The following is a 25,753-nucleotide window of genomic DNA, read 5'->3' as shown; positions in this document are numbered from 1 at the left end:
AGCCCGCGATCCGGGCGTACCGTGACTGCCGATCCACACAGGAAGCCGCTCCTGAGCAACCGAGCACTTGCGGCAGATGTAACTTTGCAGGCAGCGCAAAAATCGTTTCGCCAGCGCATCGGTACCGGGAGACCCTGCTCATGACCCAGACGGCGACCGCACCCGCGGCCCCCACCACGGCGTCCAACGTCGTGATGAACCACCGACAGATCCTGTTGGTGATCTACGGCCTGATGGCCGGGATGTTCCTCGGAGCCCTCGACCAGACGATCGTCGGCACCGCGATCCGTACCATCGGTGACGACCTGCACGGCCTCGACCAGCAGGCCTGGGTCACCACCGGGTACCTGATCGCCTCGACCGTGACGACGCCGATCTACGGCAAGCTCTCCGACATCTTCGGTCGGCGGCCGCTGTTCATCACGGCGATCGGCATCTTCATCGTCGGGTCGTTCCTCGCGTCGTTCTCGACCTCGATGCTCATGCTCGCCGGGTTCCGTGCGCTGCAGGGCCTCGGTGCCGGTGGCCTGATGTCCCTGCCGCTGGCGATCATGGGCGACATGCTCGCCCCCCGCGAGCGGGCGAAGTACCAGGGCTACTTCCTGGCCGTCTTCGGCATCTCGTCCGTGATCGGTCCGCTCGTCGGTGGCGTCTTCGCCGGCGCGAGCGAGCTGCTGTTCATCTCCGGCTGGCGCTGGGTGTTCCTGATCAACGTGCCGATCGGCGTCATCGCGCTGTTCATGGTGCTGACGTTCCTGCACCTGCCGAAGTTCGGTGACCGTGGCAAGCCCCGGATCGACTGGTGGGGTGCGACGCTCGTCATCGTCACCCTCGTGCCGTTGCTGCTGATCGCCGAACAGGGCCGCGAGTGGGGCTGGAGCTCCCCCGGCGCCTTCGCCTGCTACGGCATCGGTGCAGCCGGTCTGATCGCGTTCATCATCGTCGAACGGGCGATGGGCAGCGACGCGATCCTGCCGATGAAGCTGTTCGGCTCGCGGGTGTTCTCGATGTCCGCGATCCTGTCCGTGCTCGTCGGCTTCGGCATGTTCGGCGCGATGCTGACCATCCCGCTGTACCTGCAGATCGTGAAGGGCGTCACCCCGACCGAGTCCGGGTTCGCGATGCTCCCGATGGTGCTCGGTCTGATGATCTCGTCGATCGCCTCGGGCCAGATCATCTCGCGGACCGGCAACTACCAGGTCTTCCCGATCACGGGCACGGCGTTCACGGCCATCGGCTTCACGGTCCTGACGTTCCTGACCGCCGACCGCCCCCTCTGGTTCCTGATGCTCGGCATGTTCGGCATCGGCCTCGGGCTCGGGCAGCTCATGCAGACGCTGACCCTCGCGGCGCAGAACTCGGTGTCCCCGCGTGACATCGGCGTCGCCACCAGCGCCGCGACGTTCTTCCGGCAGATCGGCGGCACCATGGGCACCGCCGTGCTGCTGTCCGTCCTGTTCACCCTGATGCCGACGAACATCACCGCGGCGATGCAGAACGAGACCGACCTGAAGAGCGCCCTCAACGCCGCGCTCACCCCCTCGGTCGCGAACGCGTCCGAGAACAAGGGCGTGATGGACCAGATCTGGACGAAGATCGTCGATCCCGTGCAGAAGAACGTGCAGGACGGCCTGAACGACGGCGCCGTGCAGGCGAAGGAAGCCGCCGACGCCGCCGTCACGAAGCAGGTCACCGCCGCCGTGCAGCAGCAGGTCGCGGCCGGCAAGCTCCCCGCCGCCGCAGCCGACACCGTCATCGCCCAGCAGGTCGACGACGCCAAGCCGGCCGCGGAGCAGCAGGCCCTCGAGACGGCTGCAGCCAAGGCGAACGCGACCGTCGTCGACGGCACGCTGCAGGTCGACTACTCGGACAAGGCGCAACGTGAGAACGTCGTCGACGAGGTCGCCCCGACGCTCATCAAGCAGCTAAAGAGCGGCGACTCGAGTGCGAGCTCGTCCGGTTCCGCGGCGACGAGCGACACCTCGTTCCTGAACGGCGCGGACAAGCGACTCACCCGTCCGTTCCTGGTCGGTTTCAGCGACTCGGCCGTTCGCGTGTACTACGTCGGCCTCGCGGTGATCCTGCTCGCGTTCGTGCTGACCTGGTTCTTCCGGGTGCCGCCGCTGCGCAAGACCTCGGCGCTGCAGGAGCAGGCGGACGCCGCACGGACCGCTGACGCTGACGCTGCGGCTGCCGGTGCGGGTGCTGCCGGCGCCGGATCGGGTTCGGCTGCGATCGCGTCGTCGGACCCGGTGCCGACCTCGCCCGACGTGCCCGCCCAGCCCCGGTCAGCACGCGCTGCCGGATCGTCAGACGTGTCGGTGCTGCCGAACGACGTGCTGCCGAACGACGTCACCACGGACGGCACTCGCGCGCCGCTGCCCGACGCCACGACGCACGGCGCCCACTCGGCGGCTGCGCCCGTGGACGAACCCCCGACGACGACCGGTGCCATCCGGACCCGGGCTGCCCATGCTGCCCCGGTGGTGGACGCCGGCGCCCCTGCGACCGGGGCCGACGCTGCGGAGGCGAGCCGTGCCTCCCGGCTGGACGACGCGGACGACGCGGCGCACCCGCACGGGCGACACTCGGCCGAGTAGGCGCGCGCGCAGGTCGGCCCTGCCGACTCGGAACGACGAGGTCGACGTCGCACGACGTCGACCTTGTCGTCTCTGCGCGCGTGCAACTGTTGCGGGCGCGCGGGTGCGTCGTCCTCGATGTCGTGCGACGTCGAGGGGGTCGCACTGCGCGCGCACTCGGTGCATGTGCATGTTCCGACGAACCACGCGTCGATCACCTCGTGGAGCGTCGCAGCATGCACCCGCATCGTGTGCGTGCGCATGTTCCGACAGGACACGCGTCGATCACCTCGTGGAACGTCGCACGATGCACCCGCATGCACCCACGCGCCCCGCCTACCCCGCCTACGCACTCGCGCCACCACCCCACGCGCGCCACCACGCACGCACGCGCCACCGCCGCCCGTCAGCCCGCCGGCACCGCTCCCGCGCGACCACCCGGGGCCGCACCCGCCACCTCGAACGACGCCCCCGGCAAGCGCTTCCGCATCACGTCGATCGCCGCCGGGTTGTCGTCCACCAGCACGTACCGCCGCCCGAGCGCCGAGGCCACCGCGCCGGTCGTCCCACTGCCGGCGAAGAAGTCGAGCACCCAGTCGCCCTCGCGCGACGACGCCTGCACGATCCGCCGCAGCACCCCCTCGGGCTTCTGCGTCGGGTAGCCGGTCTTCTCCTTGCCGGTCGGCGACACGATCGTGTGCCACCAGACGTCGGTGGGGAGCTTGCCGCGCTCCCGCTTCTCGGGCGTGACGAGCCCGGGCGCCATGTAGGGCTCGCGGTCGACCGCCGACGAGTCGAACCAGTACTGCGACGGGTCCTTCACGTAGACCAGGATCGTGTCGTGCTTGGTCGGCCACCGCGACTTGGACTTGGCGCCGTAGTCGTACGCCCAGACGATCTCGTTCAGGAACGACTCGCGGCCGAACAGCGCGTCGAGCAGGACCTTCGCGTAGTGCGACTCGCGGTAGTCGAGGTGCAGGTACAGGGTGCCGTCGGTGGTGAGGAGTCGCCAGGCCTCGATCAGTCGGGGCTCGAGGAACGTCCAGTAGTTCTCGAACCGGTCGTCGAACCGCATCAGGTCGCCGCGGACCCGCTCGTAGGTCCGTCCGTGGAACCCCATCACCGGCCCGTCGGCGCTCGGCACCGCGGACGAAGCATGCCGCCGCTGGTACCGCCCCGTGTTGAACGGCGGGTCGAGGTACACGAGGGTGAACGTCCCGTCGGCGAGCGCCGGGGTCACGTCGAGGGCGTCGCCGAGGACCACGCGGTCCGGGCCTCGGTCGTCTCCCGTGTGCACGGGACCATTGTGGCGCACGGACCGCAGCCAGCGGCGACTCGGCCTCGCGGCGTAGCCTCGGCGCATGGCAGCACCCGAGGTCCGCAACGACACCGACAAGCAGCAGTACTCCCTGGTCGAGGACGGCGAGGTCATCGGCTTCGCGGCGTACGAGGTCGACGGCGACGAGATCCGCTTCGTCCACACCGAGGTCGACCCGTCGCACCGCGGTGGCGGGCACGCGTCGATCCTCGTGCAGCACGCGCTCGACGACGTGCGCGACGGCAGCCTCCGGGTCGTGCCGCAGTGCAGCTACGTCCGCGCGTGGATCGAGCGGCACCCGGACTACCAGGAGCTCACGACGCGCTGACGCGCAAGCACCGGTCAGTACGACCGGTCGTGCGTCCCGATCCGCGCTTCGTGCCGACCGGCGCTCCGCACCGTCGGCACCTTGATGAGCACGCTGCCGCTGAGCAGGTCGTGGTCGTCGTCCGCCGGTGACGGTGCCTCCTTCGGGAGGCGCGACTGACGTTCGTACTCGGCTTGCGTCTCGTGGCGGGTCGGCGCGAACACCTCGTCCAGCATCCCGCCGATGCCTCCGGATCCGCCGCTGCGCGTGGACTTGTTCGACAGGTCGATCCACCCCACGCGATCGGCGATCCACACCACGACGACCACGGCGGCCACCGCCCCCAGGAAGATCAACCAGTTCACGCGAGCGACGCTACGTGGACGATCCGGCCACGACATCAGCCGCGCGGGGGATTCTCATGATCCGCACGTGTGGTTCATGGAGTCGGTCGTCACACTGGTCGAGCGGCGGCCGGAGCGTCCCCCCTCTGCTCCGGCCGCCCACCACCAGCCCGCTTAGGGCACCCGCTCGAGCCACTCCTTCGTCGCGAACTTCGTCCGCACCAGTTCCCGCGCCTTCTCGCGCTCGGCGTCGGTCACCGCGCCGGGAGTCGCCCCGTACAGCTTCGTGAACGTGCCGATCAGCCGGTCGATGATCTCGGCGCGGGACAGCCCCGTCTGCGAGCGCAGCGGGTCCACGCGCTTCGCGGCCGACGTCGTCCCCTTGTCGCTCATCTTCTCGCGCCCGATCCGCAGGACCTGGACCATCTTCTCGCCGTCCATGTCGTAGCTCATGGTGGCGTGGTGGAGCAGGGATCCGGTGCCGAGGCGCTTCTGCGCGGCGCCGCCGATCTTGCCCTTGGCTGAGGTGATGTCGTTGAGCGGCTGGTAGTACGCGTCGATGCCGAGGGACTTCAGCGCCTCGATCACCCACTCGTCCAGGTAGGCGTAGGAGTCCGCGAACGTCATGCCCTGCACCAGGTCGGCGGGGACGTAGAGCGAGTACGAGATGATCGCGCCGGCGTCCATGAACATCGCGCCGCCGCCGGAGATCCGCCGGACGACCTGCACGCCGAACTTCTCGGCACCGGCCGGGTCGACCTCGTTCTTCAGCGACTGGAACGACCCGATGACGACGGCGGGCTGGTCCCACTCCCAGATGCGCAAGGTCGGACCGCGGCGACCGGCGCCGACTTCTTCGGTCAGCACCTGGTCGAGCGCGAGGTGCTCGTTCGGGCTGATCGGACCCTCGTGGATGATCTGCCAGTCGTAGTCCTGCCACGACGACGCACGGGACAGCGCGCGGCGGACGGCGACCCCGACGGACTCGGGTGTGAACCCGAGCAGCACGGCGTCGGCGGGGAGCGCCGCACGGACGGCCGCGGCGATGCCGGCGGCGTCGGTCGTCGACGGCAGCCCGTTGACGGCCGCGTCGATGAGCGGCAGCGCGTCGTCGGGTTCGAGGAAGAAGTCGCCGGCGAGCCGGAACTCCTGGATGTCCCCGTCCACCACGTCGAGGTCGACGACGACCAGTTTTCCACCTGGGACCTTGTACTCACCGTGCACGCGTCGAGCCTACGCCCGCCACCTGTCGGACTGGAGGCGCGAATCGGCGCCGCCACGGGCCTCCCGTCCGCCAGCCGGTACCGTCTCAGGACGCGGCGCGCGCCGTCACCCGGTCCAGCCACGCGACCAGGTCGGCCACGACCTCGTCGCGGTTCGTCTCGTTGTAGACCTCGTGCCGCGCCCCCTCGTACACCTGCACCGTGACGTCGGACAGTCGTCCGCGCCGCCGGTAGGCCTGTGCCAGCCGCTCGACCGACCGCGGCCCACCGAGGGCGTCGTCGGACCCGACCTGCAGCAGCATGGGCAGGTCGTGCGGGATCCCTCGCCGCGGGACCCCGAGCAGCCGGAGTGTGTCGGGCAGGCCGAACAGGCCGATGACGTCGGCCTCGACGGCGAGCGGGTCGACGGACATCGCGTCGATGATCTTCCGGTCGCGGGTGAGCCACTCGAACTTGGTCGGACCGGAGCCCGCGTGTCGGGCGTTGAGGTCGCCGCTGTTCATCCAGCCGGGCAGCCGGTAGGCGGTGGCGGAGAGCACGACCCCGTCCCACGACTCCGACGAGCTGTTCACGATCCGCTGCGCCATGAGCGAGCCCCACGAGTGCCCGAGCAGCACCAGTGGCACGCCGGGGGTGTCCGCACGGGCGACCTCGCCCATCTGCTCGACGGCGGCGATCGCGGCGCGCAGTCCGCCGGGGCCGAGCCGACCGAGCTTGGCGTGGTCGCCGTCCCACTGCCCGAGGCCGGTGCGCCCGTGCCCGCGGTGGTCGTTCGCGTGCACGGTGTACCCGGCGCGGACGAGGTCCTGTGCCAACGGCTCGTACCGCAACCCGTGCTCGCCGACGCCGTGCGCGATCTGCACGATGCCCTTGGGGCGTGCGGCTCGCCAGGTCGAGTAGACGATCTCGACGCCGTGGGCGTCGGTGAACGAGGCGTCGCCTCGCGCTGCGGAGAAGGTGGGCACGTGAGGATCCTCGCAGACGGGTACTCCCACGCACCTGTTCATCCGGCGTTCACGCAGCGGGTTCGAGGCGGGCCTACCGTCCCCGGCATGGACGTCCTCGTCATCGTCGTGCTCGTGATCGTGGTGGCCCTCGTGTTCGACTTCACGAACGGGTTCCACGACACCGCCAACGCCATGGCCACGTCGGTCGCCACCGGGGCGCTCAAGCCCCGGACCGCCGTGCTCATCTCCGCCGTCCTCAACGTGGTCGGCGCGTTCCTCTCCACCGAGGTCGCGAAGACCGTCTCGCAGGGCATCATCCGCGAGGGCCAGGACGGCGTCCACATCTCCCCCACGATGATCTTCGCCGGGCTGGTGGGCGCGGTCCTCTGGAACCTCGCCACGTGGTACCTCGGGCTGCCCTCGTCGTCGACGCACGCGCTGTTCGGCGGGCTGATCGGCGCATCGATCATCGGCGCCGGGCTGAACTCGGTGGACTGGGCGACGGTGGTGTCGAAGGTCGTGCTGCCGGCGCTGCTCTCACCGGTCATCGCCGGGGTCATCGCCCTGGTGGCCACCTACCTGGCGTACGTGCTCACGAAGAACGCCACGACGCACGGTGCGGCGACGGGCTTCCGGCACGGCCAGACCGTCTCGGCATCGCTGGTGTCGCTCGCGCACGGCACCAACGACGCGCAGAAGACGATGGGTGTCATCACGCTCACGCTCATCGCCGCGAACTACCAGGACAGCGGCACGGGCCCGGCGCTCTGGGTGATCCTGGCCTGCGGACTCGCGATCGGCCTCGGCACCTACACGGGCGGCTGGCGGATCATGCAGACCGTCGGCAAGAAGATCTCCGACGTGCAGTCGCCGCAGGGCTTCGCGGCCGAGACGAGTTCCGCCGCGACGATCCTCATCTCCTCGCACCTCGGCTTCGCCCTGTCGACGACGCACGTCACCAGCGGTTCGGTGATCGGGTCCGGGCTCGGCAAGAAGCTCGCCGACGTGCACTGGTCGGTCGTCGGCCGCATCGTCGTCGCGTGGGTGATCACGCTGCCGGCAGCCGCGGTGGTCGGCGGGTTGGCGACCTGGCTCGCCTCGACCTCGACGGTCGGCCTCGTGCTGGTGGCGGTGCTCGCCCTGGCCGGCGGGCTCACGTTCTACGTCCTCGCCAAGCGCAAGCCGATCTCGCACGACGACGTCGCAGCCGGATCGACCGAACCCACCGACCAGGCCGAGCCGCAGCCGGCCGGCGCGCAGAACTGAGGGGAACGACGATGGAGATCGACTTCACGAGCATCGGCCTGGTCGCGGGCGTCGGCTTCGTGGCCGCGGTGGGCATCGTGCTCGTCTACACGCTCGGCCTGCGGCTGCTCGGCACCGGTCAGCCGCTCGACACCGGGGGCGAACGCACCCAGTACTCCGAGGAGACCCCGCGGTCCGGGCACACGCCGCCGGCAGCACTGGCGGGTGCCGTCCTGTGCTTCGCGGTCTGTGCGGCAGCCGTGCTCGCGGGCATCTGGCTCACGATCCCCCAGTTCCACTAGCACGTTCCTTCCCATCGCCCCCGCGCTGGGAAACGGAAACGGGCGTACCTGGTCGAAACTTCCGACCAGGTACGCCCGTTTCGACCTGGTACGCCCGATGTCAGTGCGCGGAGTACCCGCCGTCGACCAGGTGGTAGCTGCCCGTGATGAACGAGGCCTTGTCGCTCAGCAGGAACAGCACGAGCGCGGCGACCTCCTTGTCGGTGCCGAGACGCTTCGTGGCGTGCTCCTCCTCCAGCGCCGAGATGGCTTCCGGCGTCATGGCGTTGCGGAGCAGCGGAGTGTCGATGAACCCGGGGCCCACGGCGTTCGTGCGGACGCCCTGCGCCGAGTACTCGAGCGCGGCGACCTTGGTCAGGCCGGCCAGGGCGTGCTTCGACGCGACGTACGCGGCGTTCTGCGCGATGCCGACCGTGCCGAGCACCGACGCCATGTTCACGATCGAGCCACCGCCGGCGGCGACCATCGCGGGCAGCTCGTAGCGGAGCCCGTAGAAGACGCCGTCGAGGTCGACCGCACGGACGCGGTCCCAGGCGGCGATGTCGTACTCGCCGATCTTCTGCGGGGCGGCGCCGATGCCGGCGTTGTTCACGGCGAGGTGCAGCGCGCCGTACGTCTCGACGGCGTACTGGACCATGCGCTCGTTGTCGGCGGCGACGGCGGAGTTGGCCTCGAACGCGCTGGCGGTGCCGCCGGTCTCCGTGATCTCGGACGCGACCCGCTGGGCAGCGTCGAGCTTGATGTCGGTGACGACGACCGTGGCGCCCGCCGCGGCGAGCTCCTTCGCGACGGACTCGCCGATGCCGCTGCCACCACCGGTGACGATGGCGACCTTGCCCTCGAACTCGGACATGATTCCTTCTCTCTGAACAACACCTGTTGTCCAGGACAACGGTACACCCGAAAACCAGTTCGTTCACTGAACTAATGAGCTAGGCTAACGACCTGTGACCGACGCCACCGACCTCCGCATTGCCGTGAACCGGCTGTCCCGGACGCTCCGCGCGCAGAAGGCCGACACGACCGTCACCGACGCCCAGTTCGCGGCGCTCGCCCGGCTCCACCGCGACGGCGCGATGACCCTCGCCGACCTGAGTCGCCAGGACGGCGTCACCCCGCCCTCGATGACGAAGACCATCGCGGTGCTGGTCGAGCGTGGCCTGGTGTCCAAGGGCGGCCACGACGACGACCGCCGCAAGGTCGTCCTCTGCGCCACCCCGGCCGGGGCCGCGTTCGTCGAGGAGACCCGTCGCCGCCGTGACGGCTGGCTCACCCCGCGGCTCGCCGCACTCACCCCCGTCGAGCGCGCCACCCTCGCCGACGCCACCGAGATCATGAGGAGGCTGGCCCAGCAGTGACCGCCATGTTCCGCTCCCTCGCCGGACGCAACTACCGCATCTGGTTCGCCGGTGCCCTGGTGTCGAACGTCGGTACCTGGATGCAGCGCACCGCCCAGGACTGGATCGTCCTGACCCAGCTCTCCGACAACGACGCCGTCGCGGTGGGGATCACGATGGCGCTGCAGTTCGGCCCGCAGCTGCTGCTCCTCCCCCTGACCGGACTCGCCGCCGACCGCTTCGACCGTCGCAAGATGCTCATGCTCACCCAGGCGCTGATGGGCTTGCTCGGGCTGGGCCTCGGTGTCATGGTCCTCACGCACACCGCGACGCTGCTCGCGCTGTACGGCTTCGCCCTCGCGCTCGGCATCGTCGCCGCGTTCGACACCCCGATCCGTCAGGCGTTCGTCTCCGACGTCGTGCAGGGCGAGAACGTCGCGAACGCCGTCGCACTGAACTCCGCCTCGTTCAACGCCGCCCGCCTGATCGGTCCCGCGGTCGCCGGCGTGCTCATCGCCGCCATCGGGTCGGGCTGGGTGTTCGTCATCAACGCCGGCTCGTTCCTGGCGGTCCTCATCGCGCTGCGCTTCGTCGACCCCGCGCAGCTCGCCGAGCGGGTGCACGCCGGCCGCGGCAAGGGGCAGATCGTCGCCGGCTTCCGGTACGTGCGGACCCGGCCGGACATCATCGTCGTGCTCTGCATGATCTTCGTCGTCGGCACGTTCGGCGTGAACTTCCCGATCTTCACCTCGACCATGGCCCGGGTCGAGTTCCACCAGGGTGCCGGCGAGTTCGGCCTGCTCAACTCGGTGATGGCGATCGGCTCGGTGTTCGGCGCCCTGATGTCCGCCCGCCGGGACAAGCCGCGGATGCGCACGCTGGTGCTCGCCGCCGGGGGCTTCGGCCTGGCGTGCACAGCTGCCGCCCTCGCGCCCACGTACTGGACGTTCGCGTTCGTCCTGGTGTTCGTCGGACTCGCGGCGCTGACCTTCATGACCACCGCGAACGCCCTGGTCCAGACCACCACGAAGCCCGCGATGCGCGGCCGCGTGATGGCGCTCTACATGGCGATCTTCGCCGGCGGCACCCCGATCGGCGCCCCGATCGTCGGTGCCATCGCGGACGCGTGGGGTCCCCGCTGGGCCATCGCGGTCGGAGCGGCGTCGGGCTTCGTGGCGCTCGCAATCGCGATCGTCTGGCTCGTCCGCTTCCAGCGCCTCCGGCTCCGGTACGACGCGGACACCCGCCTGCACCTCGCGGTCACGCACGCGATGCCGGTGGTCGGCACCCGCGCCTCGCGCGCCGCGCTCCGCCAGGAGCTCGAGCGCGAAGAGGCGGTCGCCGACCGCTCCAGCGCCGTCTGACCCGTCCGGGCAGCGTCCACCTCGCGAAAGCGACAGATCTCCGCGAACCGTTGGCGGGGCTCTGACGCTTTCGCGTGGCGGACGGGAGGCACGGGTCGGGCCCGCCACGGGCCTCCCGGCCGTCGCCGGTCCGGTCCAGGGCCGCGATCAGTGCGCGGGTTCGGTCACCGCGAAGACGCGCTCGTCGAGCGCCGCGGTGACGCGGTCCGCAGCGGCCGCGAGCCGGTCGCCGGCATCGCCGACGACGCCGAGGGCTGCGTCCGCCGGGACGGCCTCGAGCCGATCGCGGGCGGCGGAGAACGCCGCGACCTCCTCCGCGACGCAGGACGGAGCCACGTCGGCCAGGCACTCGGCGGCCCGTCGGACGGTGAAGCGCAGCGACCGCGGACTGTGCTCGTCCAGGAGCAGGAACGCCGCGGCGTCGTCCGGCACCGGATGGTGGTCCCGGCCACGCAGGAACGCCTCGCCCGCACCGCAGGCCCGGAGCGCCGCCGTCCACGAGGTGACCGAGTCCGGTTCGAGCAACCCCGAGGCGAGCAGTCGGGCGGTCGAGGCGACCCGGGTCAGGGAGCGGCCCAGGGTGAAGAACTCCCAGACCTCGTCGCGACTGGCGTCCCCCTCGACCACGCCGATCGCGAGGGCGCTCCGTTCCCGAGCCCAACCGAGGAACTCGTGCGCGCGGCCCGGGGCGATCTTGCGCGGCATGCGCGAACGGGTGACGTCGAGGCAGTCCCAGAGTTCGCTCGAGACGACCTCGCGGGCTCGACGGGCGTGGTCCCGCGCGACGGCGACCGCGGCGGCGATGGACGCCGGCTCGTGGCGGTCCAGCGCCAGGGCGTCGATGGTCGCGGACCGGTCAGCGTCGTTCGCCGGTCCGGCGGTCCCCACCACCGAACGGAGCTCCGCGGCGACGGCCCGGTCGTCCTCGACGGTGCCGGGTTCGCGTCGGGCGACGTAGACGTCGAGCAGGCGTGCGACCACGTCGGTGCGCTCGACCGCGCTCCCCACGTGGAAGACGTTCCCCGCGAGTCGGCTCAGCACGGCTGCTCCTGCATCCCCAGAACCTAACCAGCGGGCGTTGCGGGAGTGTTTCGGAGCCGCGTCACGGGTGTTGCAGTGTCCGATGTCCGCGCACGGGCCCGGGTCTCCGCCGCGATACCGGCTCCTCGCTAGACAATCTAACTAGAGCGTCTAGCATTGCAGGATGACGTCCGAGGTCCTGACCAGCACCGCGGGGTTCTGGTACGAGGACTCCCCGGTCACCGCCGTCGACGTCCTGAACGCCCTGCGCCGGTACCGCACCGCCGAGAGCGCCGCGCAGCGTCGGGCTCGTGAAGCCCTGGGGATCGGCGAGAACGCGCTTCTCGCACTGCGTGTCCTCATCGACGCCGAGCACGACGGCCGGACCGTCAACGCGAAGGACCTGGCCGAGCGCCTCGAGATCACGGCGGCGTCGACCTCGGCACTCGTCGACCGGCTGGTCCGCAGCGGCCACGTCGAGCGGCACCAGGACCCGATCGACCGCCGCGGCGTGATCCTCACCGCCACGGGGACGTCGATGGGCCACGCCCTGCGCGTGATCGAGGAACTCGACGCCCGTGCCCTCGAGGTCACCGAGCACGTGCCGTCCGACGAGATGGCCGTCGTCGTGGACTTCCTCGACGAGATGGTCCGCGTGGTCGACGACGTCGACGCAGGCGCCCGCACCCTCCGCCGCGCGTAACCTGCTGTCCATGGACCCTCGCGGCACGCACGACCCCGAGGACGACATGCCGTTCGCCGAACTCGACTCCCGGGCCCGCGCCGACGCCGCACTCCGACGGATCCAGGGCGGGGCCGATCCGACGCGCGAGGCCTTCGACCTGGCGAACACCATGAACGACGAGGCCGTGGGCCGGCTCACGGCACGGCTGCGACGGTTCCTCCGCCGCGACTGACGCGTCGACGCGCGGGTCGACTCGCGCGTTGACTCAGAAGGCGGTGCCGACCGCCGCGATGTCGTCGCCGCCGTGCCCGGCCGCACTCGCGTCGGCGTAGACCCGCCCCAGGGCGTCGAGGAGCGTGGTGGACACGTCGTTCGCCCGCGCAGCCTCGGCGATGAGGCCGATGTCCTTCCGCAGCCCGTCGAGTGCGAACTGTGCCGGGAACTCCCCCGCGATGATCGCCGCGCCCTTGGTGTGCGCGTAGGCCGAGTCGCTCGCGCTGCCGTCGATCGCGTCGAGGAACAGCTGCGGATCGAGCCCGAGCGCCGCGGCGAGGGCGAGCGACTGCCCCGTGGCCGCGGTGATCGAGGCGATCCAGGCGTTGGCCGCGAGCTTGAGCGCGGTCCCGTCGCCGACCCGTTCGCCGGCGCGGATGGTCTTCGCGCCGATCGCGTCGAGCACGGGGACGACCCGGTCGACCTGGTCGGCGGGGCCGGCCGCCAGCATGGTGAGCTTCCCCTGCTCCGCCGGGGCCTTCGTGCCGAGCATCATCGCCTCGACCAGGGTGATGCCGTACTTCGCGGCGAGCTGCACGACGGTCTCGGTTCCGTCGACGCCGATCGTGGACGCCTGCACCCACACGGCGTCGGTCGGAGCGTCTCCGGCAGCCTGTTCGAGCACGTCGACCACGGCGTCGGTGTCGAAGAGGGTCAGGAGGACCACCTCGGCGTGCTCGACGGCGGCACCCGGGTCCGTGGCGACCGTTGCACCGTGCTCACCGAGCGGTGCGGCCTTGTCGGCACTCCGGTTCCAGACCGTGACCTGGTGCCCCTCGCGCAGCAGTGATCCCGCCACGCCGGCACCCATCGCCCCGGTCCCCAACACCGTCACTCGCACGTGCGTCTCCGTCCTGCCACGGCGCGGTGCCCCGGCGTTCCCGACGCTACGCGCTCGACCGTCGCCGCTGTCAGAGGAGCCCGCGGGCCTGCAGCCAGGTGGCCGGATCGACCGGGACCCCGCCGACGATGACCTCGAAGTGTAGGTGCGCCCCGGTCGAGACGCCGGTGTTGCCGACCGCGCCGAGGCGTTGGCCGGCCGACAGGACCTGACCGGGTCGCACCCCGATCGCCGACAGGTGGCCGTACCGGGTCTGGGTGCCGTCGGCGTGCTGGAGCAGGACCTGGTTGCCGTACCCGCCGAGGACCCCGGCGGAGACGACGCTGCCGGGCATCGCGGCGACGACGGTGGTGCCGATCGGAGCCGCGAAGTCGATGCCCTGGTGGTTCGTCGAGCAGGCCGAGCACCCGGTCACCCAGCGCGAGCCGAACCCACCGGCGGCCGGCACGTTCCCCGCGGTGGGGCGAGCCGCCGCGTCCGATGAGCCGACGGCGGTCGCACGTGCCTGGGCGGCAGCGGCTCTGCCGATCGAGAAGCCGTCGCGGTCGACGGAGAGCCGGGCGGAACCGTCGGCGACGAACTGCTGCACGCCGGGCACGGGACTGCTCGGCGACGGGGTCGATGCCATCGCGGTCTGCGGGGAGCCGACGGCGACGAAGAGACAGGTCACCGCGGCGGTCGCCGTCGCGGGCAAGGCGCGGCGGACGGAACTGCGGAAGGAGGAGGGGGAAGCCGGGGTGGCGGAAGGGGGAGCCACCACCCCGGCGGCTCTGGGGGCGTCCGGACGCGTGCCGTGCCCAGCACGGCGCCGCTCGGACGCTTCGGGTCGGCGAGTACGGGAGCGGTTCGCGGCCCGCCGCTCGGCGCCGCGCGGGCGCAGCGGGAGGCCGTCAGCGGGCGTCGTCATCGCTCGGGGACCGCCGGGCTCAGACGCGGACGACGCCGTCGCGGGCGATCCGGTCGAGTTCGGTCGCGACGGCGTCGACGACCGCTCGGGTGATGGCGTCGGCGACGGTCTCGACCAGGACGAGCTGCTCGGGCTGCACGCGGAGCTCGGTGACCACCGACGGGGTGACGCGGACCGTGATGTCGTCGATCGCGGCGACGAGGGCCGCGGGCACGAGGGTCGAGTCACCGGCACGGACGGGAGCGGTCATCGGTGAGGTCGGTGCGGGCGCTGCGGCTGCTCGAGCCGGGGTCGGGATCGGGGTCGTGCTCGTGGCCGGCGGCTCGGGCTGGTCGCGTCGCTGGGCGATGGAGTCGAAGAGCGGGGTGGAGGACATGCTGCTGACCGTCCGATCTGAGTCGTGGTTGCGGGCCGTTGTCGGGCGACCCGTCGGGGATGCGTGCCGTGCGGCACGTCCCTCATTCAACCATCGATATTTCAGATGTGCAATAGTGCCCGACAGATCCCGGTCAGTCGGGGTCGACGGCAGCCGCGGTCGGGTCGTCGGGCTGCAGCGCCCGCTTGACCCGTTCGACGATCGTCGCCGGCGGGTTGTTGTAGGTGTTCGCCGGCTCCTGGCCGCTGAGCTCCTGGATCGCCGCCATCACCGCATCGGTCGCGTGTCGGCGTGCACGTCCGGACGAGGCCTCGCCGAACGCGGACAGGTCGATCGGCTTCCCGAACTCGATCGTCACCTTCGCGAGCTTCGGCAGCTTCGAGCCGACGGGCTGCACGTCCTGGGTCCCCGTCAGGGCCACGGGCACCACAGGCGCGCCGCTCGTCAGGGCCAGCCATGCCACGCCCGTGCGGCCCTTGTAGATCCGGCCGTCCAGGGAGCGGGTGCCCTCCGGGTAGATCGCGAAGGCCTCGCCCTCGTTCAACCGCGCGAGCCCCAGGTCGAGCGCCTGCTGCGCCGCGGCGCCCGCACCACGTTCGACGCCGATCGCACCGATGCCGCCGAAGAACGCCCGCGACACCGCGCCACGGAACCCGGTGCCGGTGAAGTACTCCTGCTTCGCCAGGAAGGCGACCTTCCGCGGTGCCATCAACGTGATCGCCGGGGAGTCGATGAAGGAGCGGTGGTTGCTCGCGAGGATCACCGGCCCGCGCTTGGGAACGTTGCGGCGTCCGATGATCTTCGGTCGCCAGAGCATCCGCGCGAGCGGTGTCACCACTGCGCGGCTCAGCACGGTGGCGAACTTGGTCGAACCGGACACCGGGCCTCCTCGTCGTGACGGCGAACTCCCGAGTGTAATCACGCCTGCGAGCAGTACATGCCCACGGCGGCATGCACGTCCGACCGTGGGGTCAGTCGGCTTCGGACGCGACGACGTCGAGCACCGCGCGGCCGTACCGCTCGAGCTTCGCGGCACCGACCCCGGAGATCTCGGCGAGCTGGTCGACGTCGGACGGACGCACCGCCGCGATGCCGCGGAGCGTCGCGTCGTTGAACACCACGTACGCCGGCACACCCTGCTCGCGCGCCTGGGCTGCACGCCAGACCCGGAGCGCCTCGAACAGGCCGACCGCCTGCTGGGGCATGTCGGTGACGACGGTCCGCCGCGACGACCGGCTCGCCCGCGGCGCCTTCACCGGGTCGCGACGCATCCGCACCTGGACCTTGCCGGTCAGGACCTCGGCGCTCGTCGGGCTGAGGACGACCGTGCCGAACCCGTCGCCCGAGACCGCGGCGTAGCCCTGCGCGAGCAGCTGCCTGGCCACCGCGCGCCACTCGCCGTCGGACAGGTCGGAACCGATGCCGAAGGTCGCCAGGGACTCGTGCTGGAGTTCCTGCACCCGCGGGGACTGCTTGCCGACCAGGATGTCGACGAGGTGGGCGACGCCGTACCGCTGACCACGCTCACGCTCGAGCCGGACGACCGTGGACAGCAGCTTCTGTGCGGGCACGGTGCCGTCCCACGACTCGGGCGGGGCGATGCACGTGTCGCAGTTGCCGCAGGCCGTGGACGGCTGCCCGAAGTACGCCAGGAGCCGCACCCGCCGGCACTCGATCGTCTCGCACAGGCTCAGCATGGCGTCGAGGTGGGCGCTGAGCTGCCGACGGTGTGCGGCGTCGCCCTCGGACTGGTCGATCATCCGTCGCTGCTGCACGACGTCGTTCAGGCCGTACGCCAGCCACGCGGTCGAGGGCAGGCCGTCGCGCCCGGCACGACCGGTCTCCTGGTAGTACCCCTCGACCGACTTCGGCAGGTCGAGGTGCGCCACGAACCGGACGTCGGGCTTGTCGATGCCCATGCCGAAGGCGATCGTCGCGACCATGACGATGCCGTCCTCGCGCAGGAAGGTCGACTGGTTGCGCGCACGCACCCGGGCGTCGAGCCCTGCGTGGTACGGCAGCGCCTGGATGCCCTGTTCGGCCAGTGCGGTGGCGGTCCGCTCGACCGACTTGCGCGACAGGCAGTAGACGATGCCCGAGTCGCCGCTGTGCTCGGTGCGGATGAAGGTGAGGAGCTGCTGCAGCGCGCCGGTCTTCGGTTCGATGCGGTACTGGATGTTCGGGCGGTCGAAGTCGGCGACGAAGTGTGCGGCGTCGTCGAGGCCGAGCCGCGCCGAGATCTCCTGGTGGGTCTGCGGGGTCGCCGTGGCCGTGAGGGCGATCCGGGGCACGGTCGGCCAGCGCTCGTGCAGGACGCTCAGCTCGAGGTAGTCCGGCCGGAAGTCGTGGCCCCACTGGGCGACGCAGTGCGCTTCGTCGATGGCGAACAGCGACACCCGCGCCCGGTCGAGGAGCGCGCGCGTGGACTCGAGCCGGAGCCGCTCGGGCGCGAGGTAGAGCATGTCGACCTCGCCCTGGACGACCGCGCGCTCGACCCGGGCACGCTCGTCGGGCCCCTGCGTCGAGTTGAGGAAGGCGGCACGCACCCCGTTCGCCGCGAGGGCGTCGACCTGGTCCTGCATGAGCGCGATGAGCGGCGACACCACGACCCCGACGCCGTCGCGTACGAGCGCGGGCACCTGGTAGCAGAGCGACTTGCCACCGCCGGTGGGCATGAGCACCAGGGCGTCACCGCCGGCGACCACCTGGTCGATGATCGCCGCCTGCTCGCCGCGGAAGTCGTCGTAGCCCCACACGCGGTGCAGGACGTCGAGCGCGGCTGCTCGTGAGGCAGACACGGCGGCGGGCGCGGGCGTGGTGCTCATGCCACGAGCCTACGGGCGACCGGCGACACCCACGGCACTGTCCACACCGGCACGGTCCACAGCGGCTGCGTCGACATCGTCGGCACGAGCCGGCGCGACGGCCCAGCCCGTGCCCGCCGGGGCGAACCACCGCTTGCCGCCCGCCCAGACCGGCGGCGTCCCGCGGAACCGCGGTGCCTCGTGTCCGGCGAAGGTGCGATCGAGCTTCCGCCACCAGGCCAGGACCTCGACCATGCCCCAGAACGCGAGCGACGTCCCGAGGGTGACGAGCCATCCGATGGGCGTGCCGTTGGCGTCGGACGAGGTCAGGTCGATCCCCGACCACCCCGGTGCCTGCAGCACGAAGATCATGATGTTGTTGAAGGCGTGCTGCAGCACGGTGGCCTCGAGGCCGCCGGTGCGGAGCACGATGATCGCCGCGATCAGGCCGAACGAACCGACGTCGAGGATGCCCCAGACGTTGTAGCCGTTCGGGATGTGCAGCAGGGCGAACACGACGGTCGACACCGCCACGGCGATGATCGTGCCGGTGCGTCGCGGGATCCACGACGCGATCGTCTGCATGAGGAAACCGCGGAAGATGAACTCCTCGGCTGCGCCCTGGAACGGCACGAGCAGGACGACCAGGACGATCGTGAGCGTGAGGGTGCCGAGGGAGACCGTCGACTGCCCGATCGCGGCGTGGTTCCACGCGAAGCCGCCGTCGGTCGTGATCATCCCGCCGTCCCAGAAGAGACCGGTCTGCACCACGAACATGACCGCCGCGATGACGAGGGTCGGCAGCACGCACCACGCCGTCCACGCCCACCGCACCCGGAAGCGCGTCGACGTCAGGATCGCGCCGGGCCCGAGCCGTGCGACCTTGACCGCCAGCAGGATCCCCGGCAGCAGGACGACCAGCGACACGAGCGACAACGACAGGACGAGCGGATCGGTCGGGTCCAGCAGACCGCCCGCCAGGTCGTTCTGCAAGTCGATCAGCGCCTGCGGACCCTGGGTCACGCCGAGCGGGACGAAGTACGCCACCGCTATGACCACCTGCGAGGCGAAGTACCAGCCCGCCAGGAACGCGAGGGCGACCAGCGGGCGCCACCACCTCCATCGTGCGTCGACACGGGGCAGGCGGTGGTAGGGAACACTCACGCCCCGCAGGCTACCGGGCCGGGCAGGATGGGACCCGTGCTCACCGTGCTGTTCGGCCTGTCCGGAGCCGTCGTCTACGGTTTCGCCGACTTCCTCGGCGGGCTCGCGTCGCGGCGGATCCGTCCGGTGGCGGTCACCGCCGTCGCCGCGGCGATCGGGATCGTGCCGCTGCTGATCGGTCTGGCCGTGCTCGGGGGGACGCCGTCGTGGGCGGGCACCCTCTGGGGCGCCGTCGCCGGACTGTCCGGCGCGGTCGGGGTCCTGCTGCTCTACGCCGCGTTGGCGATCGGCCCGATGAGCGTGCTGTCACCCCTGACCGCGGTGTTCGCCGCCGTCGTCCCGGTCCTGGTGGCCGTGGCCCGTGGGACCGTCCTGTCACCGCTGGCCGTCGCCGCGGTGGTCGTGGCCGTCGTCGCGGTGGTGCTGGTGGCGGCCGTGCGGGACACCTCGGGTGCACGACTCACCGTGCGTGGGGTCGTCGCGGCCGCGGTCGCCGGGTGCGGGTTCGGCGGGATCGTGCTGGCGTACGACGCGACCCCACCCGGCGCGGGCATCCACCCGCTCGTGGTCGCGCGGGTGCTGCAGACGGTGCTGCTGGGTGCGGCGGCGCTCGTGGTGACGGTGCGTGCCGGGCGCGGGGCGCGGTCTGGAGGCGCGGCAGACCCCGCAGCCTCGGTCGGCGTCGCGGGGTCTGCCGTGCCTCCAGGGCGCTGGTGGCCGCCGCGTCTGCTGCTGACGGTCGCGGCGTGCGGCGTCCTCGACGCCCTTGCGAACGTGTGCATCCAGGCGGGGCTGCACGCGAGCGACGACCCAGGCACCCTGCCCGTCGTGAGCGTGCTCAACGCGCTCTACCCGATCGGCACGGTCGTGCTGGCCGGGGTGGTGCTGCGGGAGCGGTTGACCGCGCCGCAGTGGGTCGGCATCGCGCTCGCGTTCATCGCGTCGGTGGGCCTGGCCCTGGCGTGACCGGACGACTCAGACGTCGGGGATGAGCCGCTTGCCGAGGGACACGGTGCGGTCGTCGGAGTACCCGAGGGACTCGTAGAACCCGAGCACCCGCTCGTTGCCAGCACGGATCTGCAGGTTCACCTTCGGGCAGCCGAGGTCGGTGAGCAGCCGCTCGAACTCGGCCATCAGCGTCCGGCCGAGACCGGAGCCCTGCAGGTCCGGCTGCACGGCGAGGTAGTTGACCCAGCCGCGGTGCCCGTCGAAACCGGCCATTCCCGCGGCGACGACCCCGCCGGCCTCCGACTCCGCCACCAGGAAGAGCTCGGGCTGGACCGTGGCCTTGCGCGCGATGTCGCGGCGGGGGTCGTTCCACGGGCGGACGAGACCGCACGATTCCCAGAGGGCGACGACCGCGTCGGTGTCGTCGGCGCGGAACGGGCGGATCCGGTACTCCATCCCCCCACGTTACGGGGGTGTGGAGAACGTCGTCACCGGGCCGTCGTCGTGATCTGATAGACCTGTCCGACCGACCAGCCGATCAGGAGCCCCGTGACCGCACACGACACCATCCCGTCGCGCCGCAGCGCGCGGGACGACGACGGCGGCAGACGGTCCGGGCGCCGCTCCCCCCGGCGACGGCAGACGGTCGGTGGCGCGATCGTCTCGCTCATCGCCGAACTGCTCATCATCGCGGGTGCCGGCACCGGGCTGTACGTGGTGTGGACCGCCTGGTGGACGGACGTCGTGGCGGTCAACGAGCAGTCGAAGCTCGTCGAGGGGCTCGACCAGTTGAAGACCCCGGACGGGGCCGGCACCGAGCACCGTGGGACCGCACCCGTGCTGGCGGAGCCGCCGGACCTGTCCGACGTGTTCGGCACGATGCAGATCCCGCGCTTCGGCAAGGACTACAACCGGCCGATCGGCGAGGGCACGGACCGTGAGAAGGTCCTCAACACCATCGGGCTCGGGCACTACCAGGACACCGCGATGCCCGGGGCTCCCGGCAACTTCGCCGTCGCCGGACACCGCGTGACCTACGGCAAGCCGCTCAACCAGATCGCGGAGCTCAAGAAGGACGACTCCGTCGTCGTGCGGGTCACCGACGCGAAGACGAAGTTCGACGTCTGGTACGTCTACAAGGTCACCGACAGCCAGATCGTCACGCCCGACCACATCGAGACGATCGCGCCGGTGCCGAACAAGCCCGGAGTCGACCCCTCGCCGTCGGACCGCTGGCTGACCCTGACCGCGTGCCACCCGATGTGGTCGGCGGCCGAACGGTTCGTCACGCACGCGAAGCTCGACTACTGGATGCCCGCGTCCGAGGGCACCCCGAAGGAACTTTCGGAGACGGCCAAGTGATCTTCCCCCTGGTCTGGCGGCTGCTGCCCGGCCCCACGTTCCTGAAGGTGCTCGAGCTGCTCGTGCTGCTCGCAGCGATCGTGTTCGTGCTGTTCCAGTGGGTGTTCCCGTGGATCGCGGCGGACATCCTGCCGCCGCCGGACGGCACCGTGGAGTCCACGCCGACCCCGTAGCGGTCGGCCACCCGGAACCAGGACCGGCGGCGGACGGCAGGCGGCGTCAAACCGTTGTCGTCACCTGCGAGCCGCCGGCTGCCGTCCGCCGCACGGCGATCCGCTCCGGGATCCGCTGCTTGAGTTCCTCGACGTGGCTGACGATGCCGACCTGCCGCCCACCGGCGGTCAGTCGCGACAACTGCCCGATGACGTCGTCGAGGGTCTCCGGGTCGAGCGTCCCGAACCCCTCGTCGACGAAGAGCGTGCCGAGCGAGACGCCACCGGCCTCGGCCTGCACGACGTCGGCCAGCCCGAGCGCCAGGCACAGCGACACGGTGAACGTCTCGCCGCCGGACAGGCTGCGGGGGTCCCGCACGGTGTCGGTGGTGTGGTCGTGCACGGCGAGTGCCAGGCCGGTCCGGCGTGCCCGTGACCCGGACTCCCGCTCGTCCGAGGTCTCGAGCGTGAACCGCCCCGCGAGCATCGCCCGGAGTCGGTCGTTGGCCGCGGCGACGACGTCCTCGAACCGGCGCATGAGCACGTAGGTGCCCAGGGTGATCCCCGTCGGGTTCGCCGCGGTGACCCCGTTCGCGATGTCGGCGAGCCGGACCACGGCGCGGCTGCGTGCCGACGTCTCGTCACGGGCACGGGTCGCCCGGGTGACCTCGGCGGCGCACCGGTCGACCGCGTCGGCACGGTCGGCCGCGGAGACGGTGACCGCGGCGGCCTCGTCGAGTGCGGCGGCAGCGCGCTGGCGTCCGGCCCGGGCGCCGTCGAGGTCGAGGCGTTCCGCGGAGTCGTCCGCCGCGGCGACCACGGCGGGTTCGGCCAGACCGGCCACGACGACGGCCCGCTCGGCCTCGGCCGCGCTGATCAGCGCCCGCAGCCGGTCGGTGCTGTCGGGTTCGAGCCGTCCGGCCCGCGCTGCGGCGACGTCGGCGAAGTCCTGGTCGTCGAGGACCCGGTCGACCTCGGTACGGCGGTCGTCGCGGGCACGGGTCGCGGCGGCCACCCGTTCGTCGGCCTGCACGACCGCGCGGTACGCCTCGAGTCGCTCGTCGAGGAGTTCGACGGCCGTCCGGAGCGTCGCGGGGCGGTCGTCGAGGAGTGCTCCGAGCCGCCCGAGCGCCGCGGCCACGGTGCCGAGGTCGGTGTCGAGCCGCTCGGCGTCGGCCAGCGCGGTCGAGACCAGGACGGTCCGCCGTGCGTCGAGGTCGTTCCGCTCGCGCTGGAGCCGACCGGTCGTCGTGTCGTGCGCCGCCCGCTGCCGCTCGTGCTGCAGGACGAGCGCGGCAGCGTCGTGCGCGGCCCGGACCCGTTCGTCGGCGGCCGCGGTCAGGGCGTCGAGCGCGGCGGTGTCGACCGTGCCGACGACGTCGACGAGCCGCTGGTGTTCGGCACGTTCGACCGCCAGGTCCGACGCGGCGTCGGCGAGGTGCTGGTCAGCGCGACGGGTGGCGTCGCCGGCAGCGTCGACGGCCGCGGTCGTCGGGTGGTCGTCCTGCGGGGTCGCCACCGAGGGGTGCGCCGTCGACCCGCAGACCGGGCACGGGTCGCCGGTCGTGAGCGCCGCCCCGAGTTCTCCGGCGAGCCCGGCGATCCGGCGTTCGCGGAGTGCCCGCTCGGCGGCGAGGGCGTCGGTCGCCGACCGGCGCGCGGTGGCGACGGACTGCTCGGCCGTGGCGACCCGTTGCGCTGCGTGGTCGCGCGCCACGAGGTCGGCTCGGAGGGACCGGATCCGGGTGACCTCGTGCGCGGCGGCGTCCGAGTCGGCTGCCGTGCGGGCCGCGGTGCGTGCGGCCTCGACGATGCGGGCCCGCTCGGTGGGACGGGCGTCGAGCGCGGCGTCGCGTTCGAGCAGCTGCTCGGCGATCTGCTCGGCGTCCGCGGTGGCCCCGGCGATGGCGGACCGACGAGCAGCGGCGCCGTCCTCGACCGCGACGAGGTGCCGGACGGCCGACAGGTCGTCGGCCAGGGCGTCGCGTCGCAGCACGACGGCGTCGGCGTCGGCGGTGATCCCGTGGCGGTCACGCAGCGACCGGGCGGCCGCAGTGGTCTCGTCGGCGCGCGTGACTGCAGCGTCGAGTCCGTCGGCCACGGCGGTCACCCGGGCGGCGCGTTCGCCGAGTGCGAGGGCCGACCGGGCGGCGTCGACGGCAGGGGCGTCGTGGTCGAGTGCAACTCGCCGCGCGAGCAGCCCCGCGCGTCGTTCGAGGGCGGTCGCACGCGCCGTGACCGCCTCTTCGTGCTCGGCAGCGGTCGTCGCCGCCGCGGCTGCTGCAGCACGGACGGCGGCAGCGGCATCGGCGGCCGCACGGACCGACGCCACCGTCGACGGCACGACGGTCTCGTCGCCGTCGTCGAGACCGGCGGCCTGGGCGAAGCGGTTCAGGGCATCACGTACGCGGTCGTCGGCACCGTCGACCTCGGCCTGCACGGCACGGCGCCGCGCGGCGAGTTCGTCGGCCGTGCGGTCGTAGACCTGCGTGCCGAACAGGGACTGCAGGAGCTTGCGGCGGTCTTCGCCCGGGGACCGCAGGAACCGTGCGAACTCGCCCTGCGGCAGCACGACGGTCTGCAGGAACTGCGCGCGGTCGAGCCCGACGATGCGGCCGATCTCGACGCCGACCTCGGGGATGCGTGACGACATCGGTTCGCCGGCGACGTCGGACGGGTTCGCCAGACGGAACAGCTGCACGGACGCCTGCTGCTTGACGGTGCCGGTCCCCCGCTGCTTCGGGCGGTCGTACTGCGGGGTGCGGCGGACCCGGTAGGTCCCTGCGGTGGTCTCGAAGACGAGCTCGACGAACGGTTCCACCGCGGGGTCGGCGTGCTGGCTGTGCAGGCGGTCGGAGCTGGCGTCGGACCCGGCGAGCCCGCCGTACAGGGCGAACACGACGGCGTCGATGATGGTCGACTTGCCGGAGCCCGTCGGCCCCTCGAGTAGGAACACCCCGGAGGCCGCGAGCGCTGCGAAGTCGATGGACACCAGGTCGGGGTAGGGCCCGATGGCGCGGAGTTCGAGACGGTGCAGGTACATCAGCGGTCCCCCTGGCGCTGCAGCGCCAGCACCGCGGCCTCGTACGCCTCGGTCAGGACGGCGTGTTCGTCGTCGTCGGGGGCGGCACCGGTGGCGAAGGCCACGAAGTCGGCGGCGACCTCGACCGGGTCGGACGTCGCCGTGACCGCACGGGCCACCGAGGCCGGGCCGCGGTCGGCGGGTTCGTGCGTGATCGCCAGCGCGTGCGGGAAGTGGTCCTTCACCCGGGCGTACATGCGCTCGGGGTGCACCGTGTCGGTCACGGCCACCCGCACCCAGGCGTCGGCGTCGGCCCGGAAGACCCCGGACTCGATGTCGTCGATGCCCCCGCGGACGTCGACCAGGCGGCGCGGCACGGGAGCGGGCACGAGTTCGACCGAGACGGCACCGGCCGCGTCGAGCTCGGCGATGGTCACCGACTTCTGCTGGTGCCGCTCGCCGAACGAGAACGCCAGCGGTGAGCCGGCGTACCGGATCCGTCCGCCGTCGCCGACCCGCTGCGGGCCGTGCAGGTGCCCGAGGGCGACGTAGTCGAAGCCGTCGAAGACCGATTCGGCCACCCGGTCGACACCGCCGACGCGGATGTCCTGCTCGCTGTCGCTCGGGTCCGCCCCGCCGACGAAGGCGTGTGCGACGACGACGCTGCGGGTGCCGCCGCGCAGCGCGAGGTCGGACCGGATCCGCTCGGTGGCGGCCTGCACGACGGCGTGGTGCGACCGTGCGAGGGGCTCGTCCGGCACGTCGGCCAGTGCGTAGCGGGTGAGGTCGGGGTGCAGGTACGGGATGCCGTAGACCGCCACCGGGCCGTCGGCGTCGTCGACGAGCACCGGGTCGGCGATCCGGGCGGGTTCGGCGAGGATGCGGACGCGGCGGTCCATCACGCCGGCGCCGAAGCCCAGGCGTGCGGCGGAGTCGTGGTTGCCGGGCGTGAGCACCACGGTCGCCGTCTCGGCCAGGCGTTCGAGCACCCGGGACAGCATGCGGACCGCGTCGATCGGCGGGATCGCCCGGTCGTACACGTCACCGGCGATCACGACGAGGTCGACGGAGCGGTCCCGCACGAGGTCGACGAGCCAGTCGGTGAACGCCGCCTGGTGCTCGAGGAGGTCGGCACCGAGCAGCGTGCGGCCGAGGTGCCAGTCGCCGGTGTGCAGGATGCGCATGCGGACACGGTAACGCCGGCCGGGGACATCGCCGGACGGCCGCGCGCCG

The 25,753-nt window shown here is 71.8% G+C and carries 26 protein-coding genes; 11 read left to right on the top strand and 15 right to left on the bottom strand.

All coding sequences use genetic code 11. The annotated features are described in order from the left end of the window. Positions 1 to 101 precede the first annotated feature (101 nt). Positions 102 to 2,600 carry a DHA2 family efflux MFS transporter permease subunit gene (locus tag M4960_RS15435; protein ID WP_308222022.1) on the top strand — a complete coding sequence of 833 codons (2,499 nt, stop codon included), beginning with the start codon at positions 102 to 104 and terminating at the stop codon, positions 2,598 to 2,600. Positions 2,601 to 2,985: 385 nt separating this feature from the next. Here the strand turns inward: M4960_RS15435 and M4960_RS15430 are convergent, their stop codons facing one another. Continuing rightward, positions 2,986 to 3,876, bottom strand: coding sequence for a site-specific DNA-methyltransferase (locus M4960_RS15430; RefSeq protein WP_248704695.1), 891 nt, complete (start codon positions 3,874 to 3,876; stop codon positions 2,986 to 2,988). A gap of 64 nt (positions 3,877 to 3,940) precedes the next feature. On the opposite strand from M4960_RS15430, the gene M4960_RS15425 reads away from it, so the two are divergent. Beyond that, complete coding sequence (locus M4960_RS15425; protein WP_123293692.1) at positions 3,941 to 4,225, top strand: GNAT family N-acetyltransferase; 285 nt, start codon at positions 3,941 to 3,943, stop codon at positions 4,223 to 4,225. 14 nt (positions 4,226 to 4,239) lie between these two features. Here the strand turns inward: M4960_RS15425 and M4960_RS15420 are convergent, their stop codons facing one another. The 3 genes from M4960_RS15420 to M4960_RS15410 all read right to left on the bottom strand — a co-directional run bounded on the left by M4960_RS15420 (position 4,240) and on the right by M4960_RS15410 (position 6,736). Continuing rightward, positions 4,240 to 4,569 carry a hypothetical protein gene (locus tag M4960_RS15420; protein ID WP_248704694.1) on the bottom strand — a complete coding sequence of 110 codons (330 nt, stop codon included), beginning with the start codon at positions 4,567 to 4,569 and terminating at the stop codon, positions 4,240 to 4,242. A gap of 153 nt (positions 4,570 to 4,722) precedes the next feature. Then, positions 4,723 to 5,772, bottom strand: a complete 1,050-nt coding sequence (locus tag M4960_RS15415; protein ID WP_248704693.1) for a biotin/lipoate A/B protein ligase family protein — start codon at positions 5,770 to 5,772, stop codon at positions 4,723 to 4,725. 85 nt (positions 5,773 to 5,857) lie between these two features. Then, positions 5,858 to 6,736 (bottom strand): alpha/beta hydrolase, encoded by an 879-nt coding sequence (locus tag M4960_RS15410; protein ID WP_131846961.1) that lies wholly within the window; start codon positions 6,734 to 6,736, stop codon positions 5,858 to 5,860. An 87-nt stretch (positions 6,737 to 6,823) separates the two neighbouring features. Between M4960_RS15410 and M4960_RS15405 the strand changes: the two genes are divergently transcribed. Both M4960_RS15405 and M4960_RS15400 read left to right on the top strand, forming a co-directional pair. Next, complete coding sequence (locus M4960_RS15405; protein ID WP_132099455.1) at positions 6,824 to 7,984, top strand: inorganic phosphate transporter; 1,161 nt, start codon at positions 6,824 to 6,826, stop codon at positions 7,982 to 7,984. Between the two features lie 11 nt (positions 7,985 to 7,995). Then, positions 7,996 to 8,265, top strand: coding sequence for a hypothetical protein (locus tag M4960_RS15400; protein WP_123293687.1), 270 nt, complete (start codon positions 7,996 to 7,998; stop codon positions 8,263 to 8,265). 100 nt (positions 8,266 to 8,365) lie between these two features. Here M4960_RS15400 and M4960_RS15395 read toward each other — a convergent pair whose 3' ends face one another. Further along, on the bottom strand, positions 8,366 to 9,118 hold the full coding sequence (locus tag M4960_RS15395) for an SDR family NAD(P)-dependent oxidoreductase (protein WP_248704692.1): 753 nt from the start codon (positions 9,116 to 9,118) through the stop codon (positions 8,366 to 8,368). Positions 9,119 to 9,212: 94 nt separating this feature from the next. Between M4960_RS15395 and M4960_RS15390 the strand changes: the two genes are divergently transcribed. Both M4960_RS15390 and M4960_RS15385 read left to right on the top strand, forming a co-directional pair. After that, the gene (locus M4960_RS15390) at positions 9,213 to 9,623 is read left to right on the top strand and encodes a MarR family winged helix-turn-helix transcriptional regulator (RefSeq protein WP_111085532.1); all 411 of its coding nucleotides are present in this window, start codon (positions 9,213 to 9,215) and stop codon (positions 9,621 to 9,623) included. Continuing rightward, positions 9,620 to 10,966, top strand: coding sequence for an MFS transporter (locus M4960_RS15385; RefSeq protein ID WP_323749192.1), 1,347 nt, complete (start codon positions 9,620 to 9,622; stop codon positions 10,964 to 10,966). Before M4960_RS15390 ends, M4960_RS15385 begins: the two co-directional genes overlap by 4 nt. Positions 10,967 to 11,113: 147 nt before the next feature. Here M4960_RS15385 and M4960_RS15380 read toward each other — a convergent pair whose 3' ends face one another. Beyond that, positions 11,114 to 12,007 carry an alpha-E domain-containing protein gene (locus M4960_RS15380; RefSeq protein ID WP_159573247.1) on the bottom strand — a complete coding sequence of 298 codons (894 nt, stop codon included), beginning with the start codon at positions 12,005 to 12,007 and terminating at the stop codon, positions 11,114 to 11,116. Between the two features lie 163 nt (positions 12,008 to 12,170). Between M4960_RS15380 and M4960_RS15375 the strand changes: the two genes are divergently transcribed. Both M4960_RS15375 and M4960_RS15370 read left to right on the top strand, forming a co-directional pair. Further along, positions 12,171 to 12,689 carry a MarR family winged helix-turn-helix transcriptional regulator gene (locus tag M4960_RS15375; RefSeq protein ID WP_123340168.1) on the top strand — a complete coding sequence of 173 codons (519 nt, stop codon included), beginning with the start codon at positions 12,171 to 12,173 and terminating at the stop codon, positions 12,687 to 12,689. A gap of 10 nt (positions 12,690 to 12,699) precedes the next feature. Continuing rightward, positions 12,700 to 12,903 carry a hypothetical protein gene (locus tag M4960_RS15370; protein WP_111085536.1) on the top strand — a complete coding sequence of 68 codons (204 nt, stop codon included), beginning with the start codon at positions 12,700 to 12,702 and terminating at the stop codon, positions 12,901 to 12,903. A 33-nt stretch (positions 12,904 to 12,936) separates the two neighbouring features. Here the strand turns inward: M4960_RS15370 and M4960_RS15365 are convergent, their stop codons facing one another. The 6 genes from M4960_RS15365 to M4960_RS19820 form a co-directional block, all read right to left on the bottom strand. Further along, entirely contained in the window at positions 12,937 to 13,773 is an 837-nt protein-coding gene (locus M4960_RS15365; RefSeq protein WP_123293850.1) for an NAD(P)-dependent oxidoreductase, read from the bottom strand. 82 nt (positions 13,774 to 13,855) lie between these two features. Continuing rightward, positions 13,856 to 14,479, bottom strand: a complete 624-nt coding sequence (locus M4960_RS15360) for a M23 family metallopeptidase (RefSeq protein ID WP_248704690.1) — start codon at positions 14,477 to 14,479, stop codon at positions 13,856 to 13,858. Between the two features lie 232 nt (positions 14,480 to 14,711). Then, a complete protein-coding gene (locus tag M4960_RS15355; RefSeq protein ID WP_123293681.1) occupies positions 14,712 to 15,068 on the bottom strand; it encodes a hypothetical protein in 357 nt (118 codons plus the stop codon). 133 nt (positions 15,069 to 15,201) lie between these two features. Further along, positions 15,202 to 15,948 (bottom strand): 1-acyl-sn-glycerol-3-phosphate acyltransferase, encoded by a 747-nt coding sequence (locus M4960_RS15350; protein WP_123340164.1) that lies wholly within the window; start codon positions 15,946 to 15,948, stop codon positions 15,202 to 15,204. A gap of 91 nt (positions 15,949 to 16,039) precedes the next feature. Then, entirely contained in the window at positions 16,040 to 17,893 is a 1,854-nt protein-coding gene (recQ, locus tag M4960_RS15345) for a DNA helicase RecQ (protein WP_131846955.1), read from the bottom strand. A 9-nt stretch (positions 17,894 to 17,902) separates the two neighbouring features. Then, a complete protein-coding gene (locus M4960_RS19820) occupies positions 17,903 to 19,036 on the bottom strand; it encodes a CPBP family intramembrane glutamic endopeptidase (protein WP_248704689.1) in 1,134 nt (377 codons plus the stop codon). 36 nt (positions 19,037 to 19,072) lie between these two features. Here M4960_RS19820 and M4960_RS15335 point away from each other — a divergent pair, with 36 nt between their 5' ends. Continuing rightward, positions 19,073 to 20,002, top strand: coding sequence for an EamA family transporter (locus tag M4960_RS15335; RefSeq protein WP_248704688.1), 930 nt, complete (start codon positions 19,073 to 19,075; stop codon positions 20,000 to 20,002). A 9-nt stretch (positions 20,003 to 20,011) separates the two neighbouring features. On the opposite strand, the gene M4960_RS15330 is transcribed toward M4960_RS15335, so the two are convergent. Beyond that, the gene (locus tag M4960_RS15330; RefSeq protein WP_131921244.1) at positions 20,012 to 20,440 is read right to left on the bottom strand and encodes a GNAT family acetyltransferase; all 429 of its coding nucleotides are present in this window, start codon (positions 20,438 to 20,440) and stop codon (positions 20,012 to 20,014) included. 93 nt (positions 20,441 to 20,533) lie between these two features. Between M4960_RS15330 and M4960_RS15325 the strand changes: the two genes are divergently transcribed. Together M4960_RS15325 and M4960_RS15320 are read left to right on the top strand one after the other, a co-directional pair. Further along, positions 20,534 to 21,346, top strand: a complete 813-nt coding sequence (locus M4960_RS15325) for a class E sortase (protein WP_243648843.1) — start codon at positions 20,534 to 20,536, stop codon at positions 21,344 to 21,346. Then, entirely contained in the window at positions 21,343 to 21,519 is a 177-nt protein-coding gene (locus M4960_RS15320) for a hypothetical protein (protein ID WP_159573240.1), read from the top strand. The genes M4960_RS15325 and M4960_RS15320 overlap by 4 nt, the downstream gene beginning before the upstream one ends. 46 nt (positions 21,520 to 21,565) lie before the next feature. Here M4960_RS15320 and M4960_RS15315 read toward each other — a convergent pair whose 3' ends face one another. Continuing rightward, on the bottom strand, positions 21,566 to 24,541 hold the full coding sequence (locus M4960_RS15315; RefSeq protein WP_248704687.1) for an AAA family ATPase: 2,976 nt from the start codon (positions 24,539 to 24,541) through the stop codon (positions 21,566 to 21,568). Further along, positions 24,541 to 25,704 (bottom strand): exonuclease SbcCD subunit D C-terminal domain-containing protein, encoded by a 1,164-nt coding sequence (locus M4960_RS15310; protein ID WP_173169721.1) that lies wholly within the window; start codon positions 25,702 to 25,704, stop codon positions 24,541 to 24,543. Before M4960_RS15310 ends, M4960_RS15315 begins: the two co-directional genes overlap by 1 nt. Positions 25,705 to 25,753 lie beyond the last annotated feature (49 nt).

Source organism: Curtobacterium sp. MWU13-2055 (assembly GCF_023242305.1).
GTDB lineage: Bacteria > Actinomycetota > Actinomycetes > Actinomycetales > Microbacteriaceae > Curtobacterium.
Note: the sequence above shows the minus strand (reverse complement) of the source record. Positions and strands in the feature narration are given on the sequence as shown.

Excerpts from the sequence above, each read along its gene's own strand:
- M4960_RS15400 (WP_123293687.1), top strand. The coding sequence starts at position 7,996 with ATGGAGATCGACTTCACGAGCATCGGCCTGGTCGCGGGCGTCGGCTTC.
- M4960_RS15310 (WP_173169721.1), bottom strand. The coding sequence starts at position 25,704 with ATGCGCATCCTGCACACCGGCGACTGGCACCTCGGCCGCACGCTGCTC.
- M4960_RS15355 (WP_123293681.1), bottom strand. The coding sequence starts at position 15,068 with ATGTCCTCCACCCCGCTCTTCGACTCCATCGCCCAGCGACGCGACCAG.
- M4960_RS15330 (WP_131921244.1), bottom strand. The coding sequence starts at position 20,440 with ATGGAGTACCGGATCCGCCCGTTCCGCGCCGACGACACCGACGCGGTC.
- M4960_RS15395 (WP_248704692.1), bottom strand. The coding sequence starts at position 9,118 with ATGTCCGAGTTCGAGGGCAAGGTCGCCATCGTCACCGGTGGTGGCAGC.
- M4960_RS15425 (WP_123293692.1), top strand. The coding sequence starts at position 3,941 with ATGGCAGCACCCGAGGTCCGCAACGACACCGACAAGCAGCAGTACTCC.
- M4960_RS15315 (WP_248704687.1), bottom strand. The coding sequence starts at position 24,541 with ATGTACCTGCACCGTCTCGAACTCCGCGCCATCGGGCCCTACCCCGAC.
- M4960_RS15405 (WP_132099455.1), top strand. The coding sequence starts at position 6,824 with ATGGACGTCCTCGTCATCGTCGTGCTCGTGATCGTGGTGGCCCTCGTG.
- M4960_RS15375 (WP_123340168.1), top strand. The coding sequence starts at position 12,171 with ATGACGTCCGAGGTCCTGACCAGCACCGCGGGGTTCTGGTACGAGGAC.
- recQ (WP_131846955.1), bottom strand. The coding sequence starts at position 17,893 with ATGAGCACCACGCCCGCGCCCGCCGCCGTGTCTGCCTCACGAGCAGCC.
- M4960_RS15370 (WP_111085536.1), top strand. The coding sequence starts at position 12,700 with ATGGACCCTCGCGGCACGCACGACCCCGAGGACGACATGCCGTTCGCC.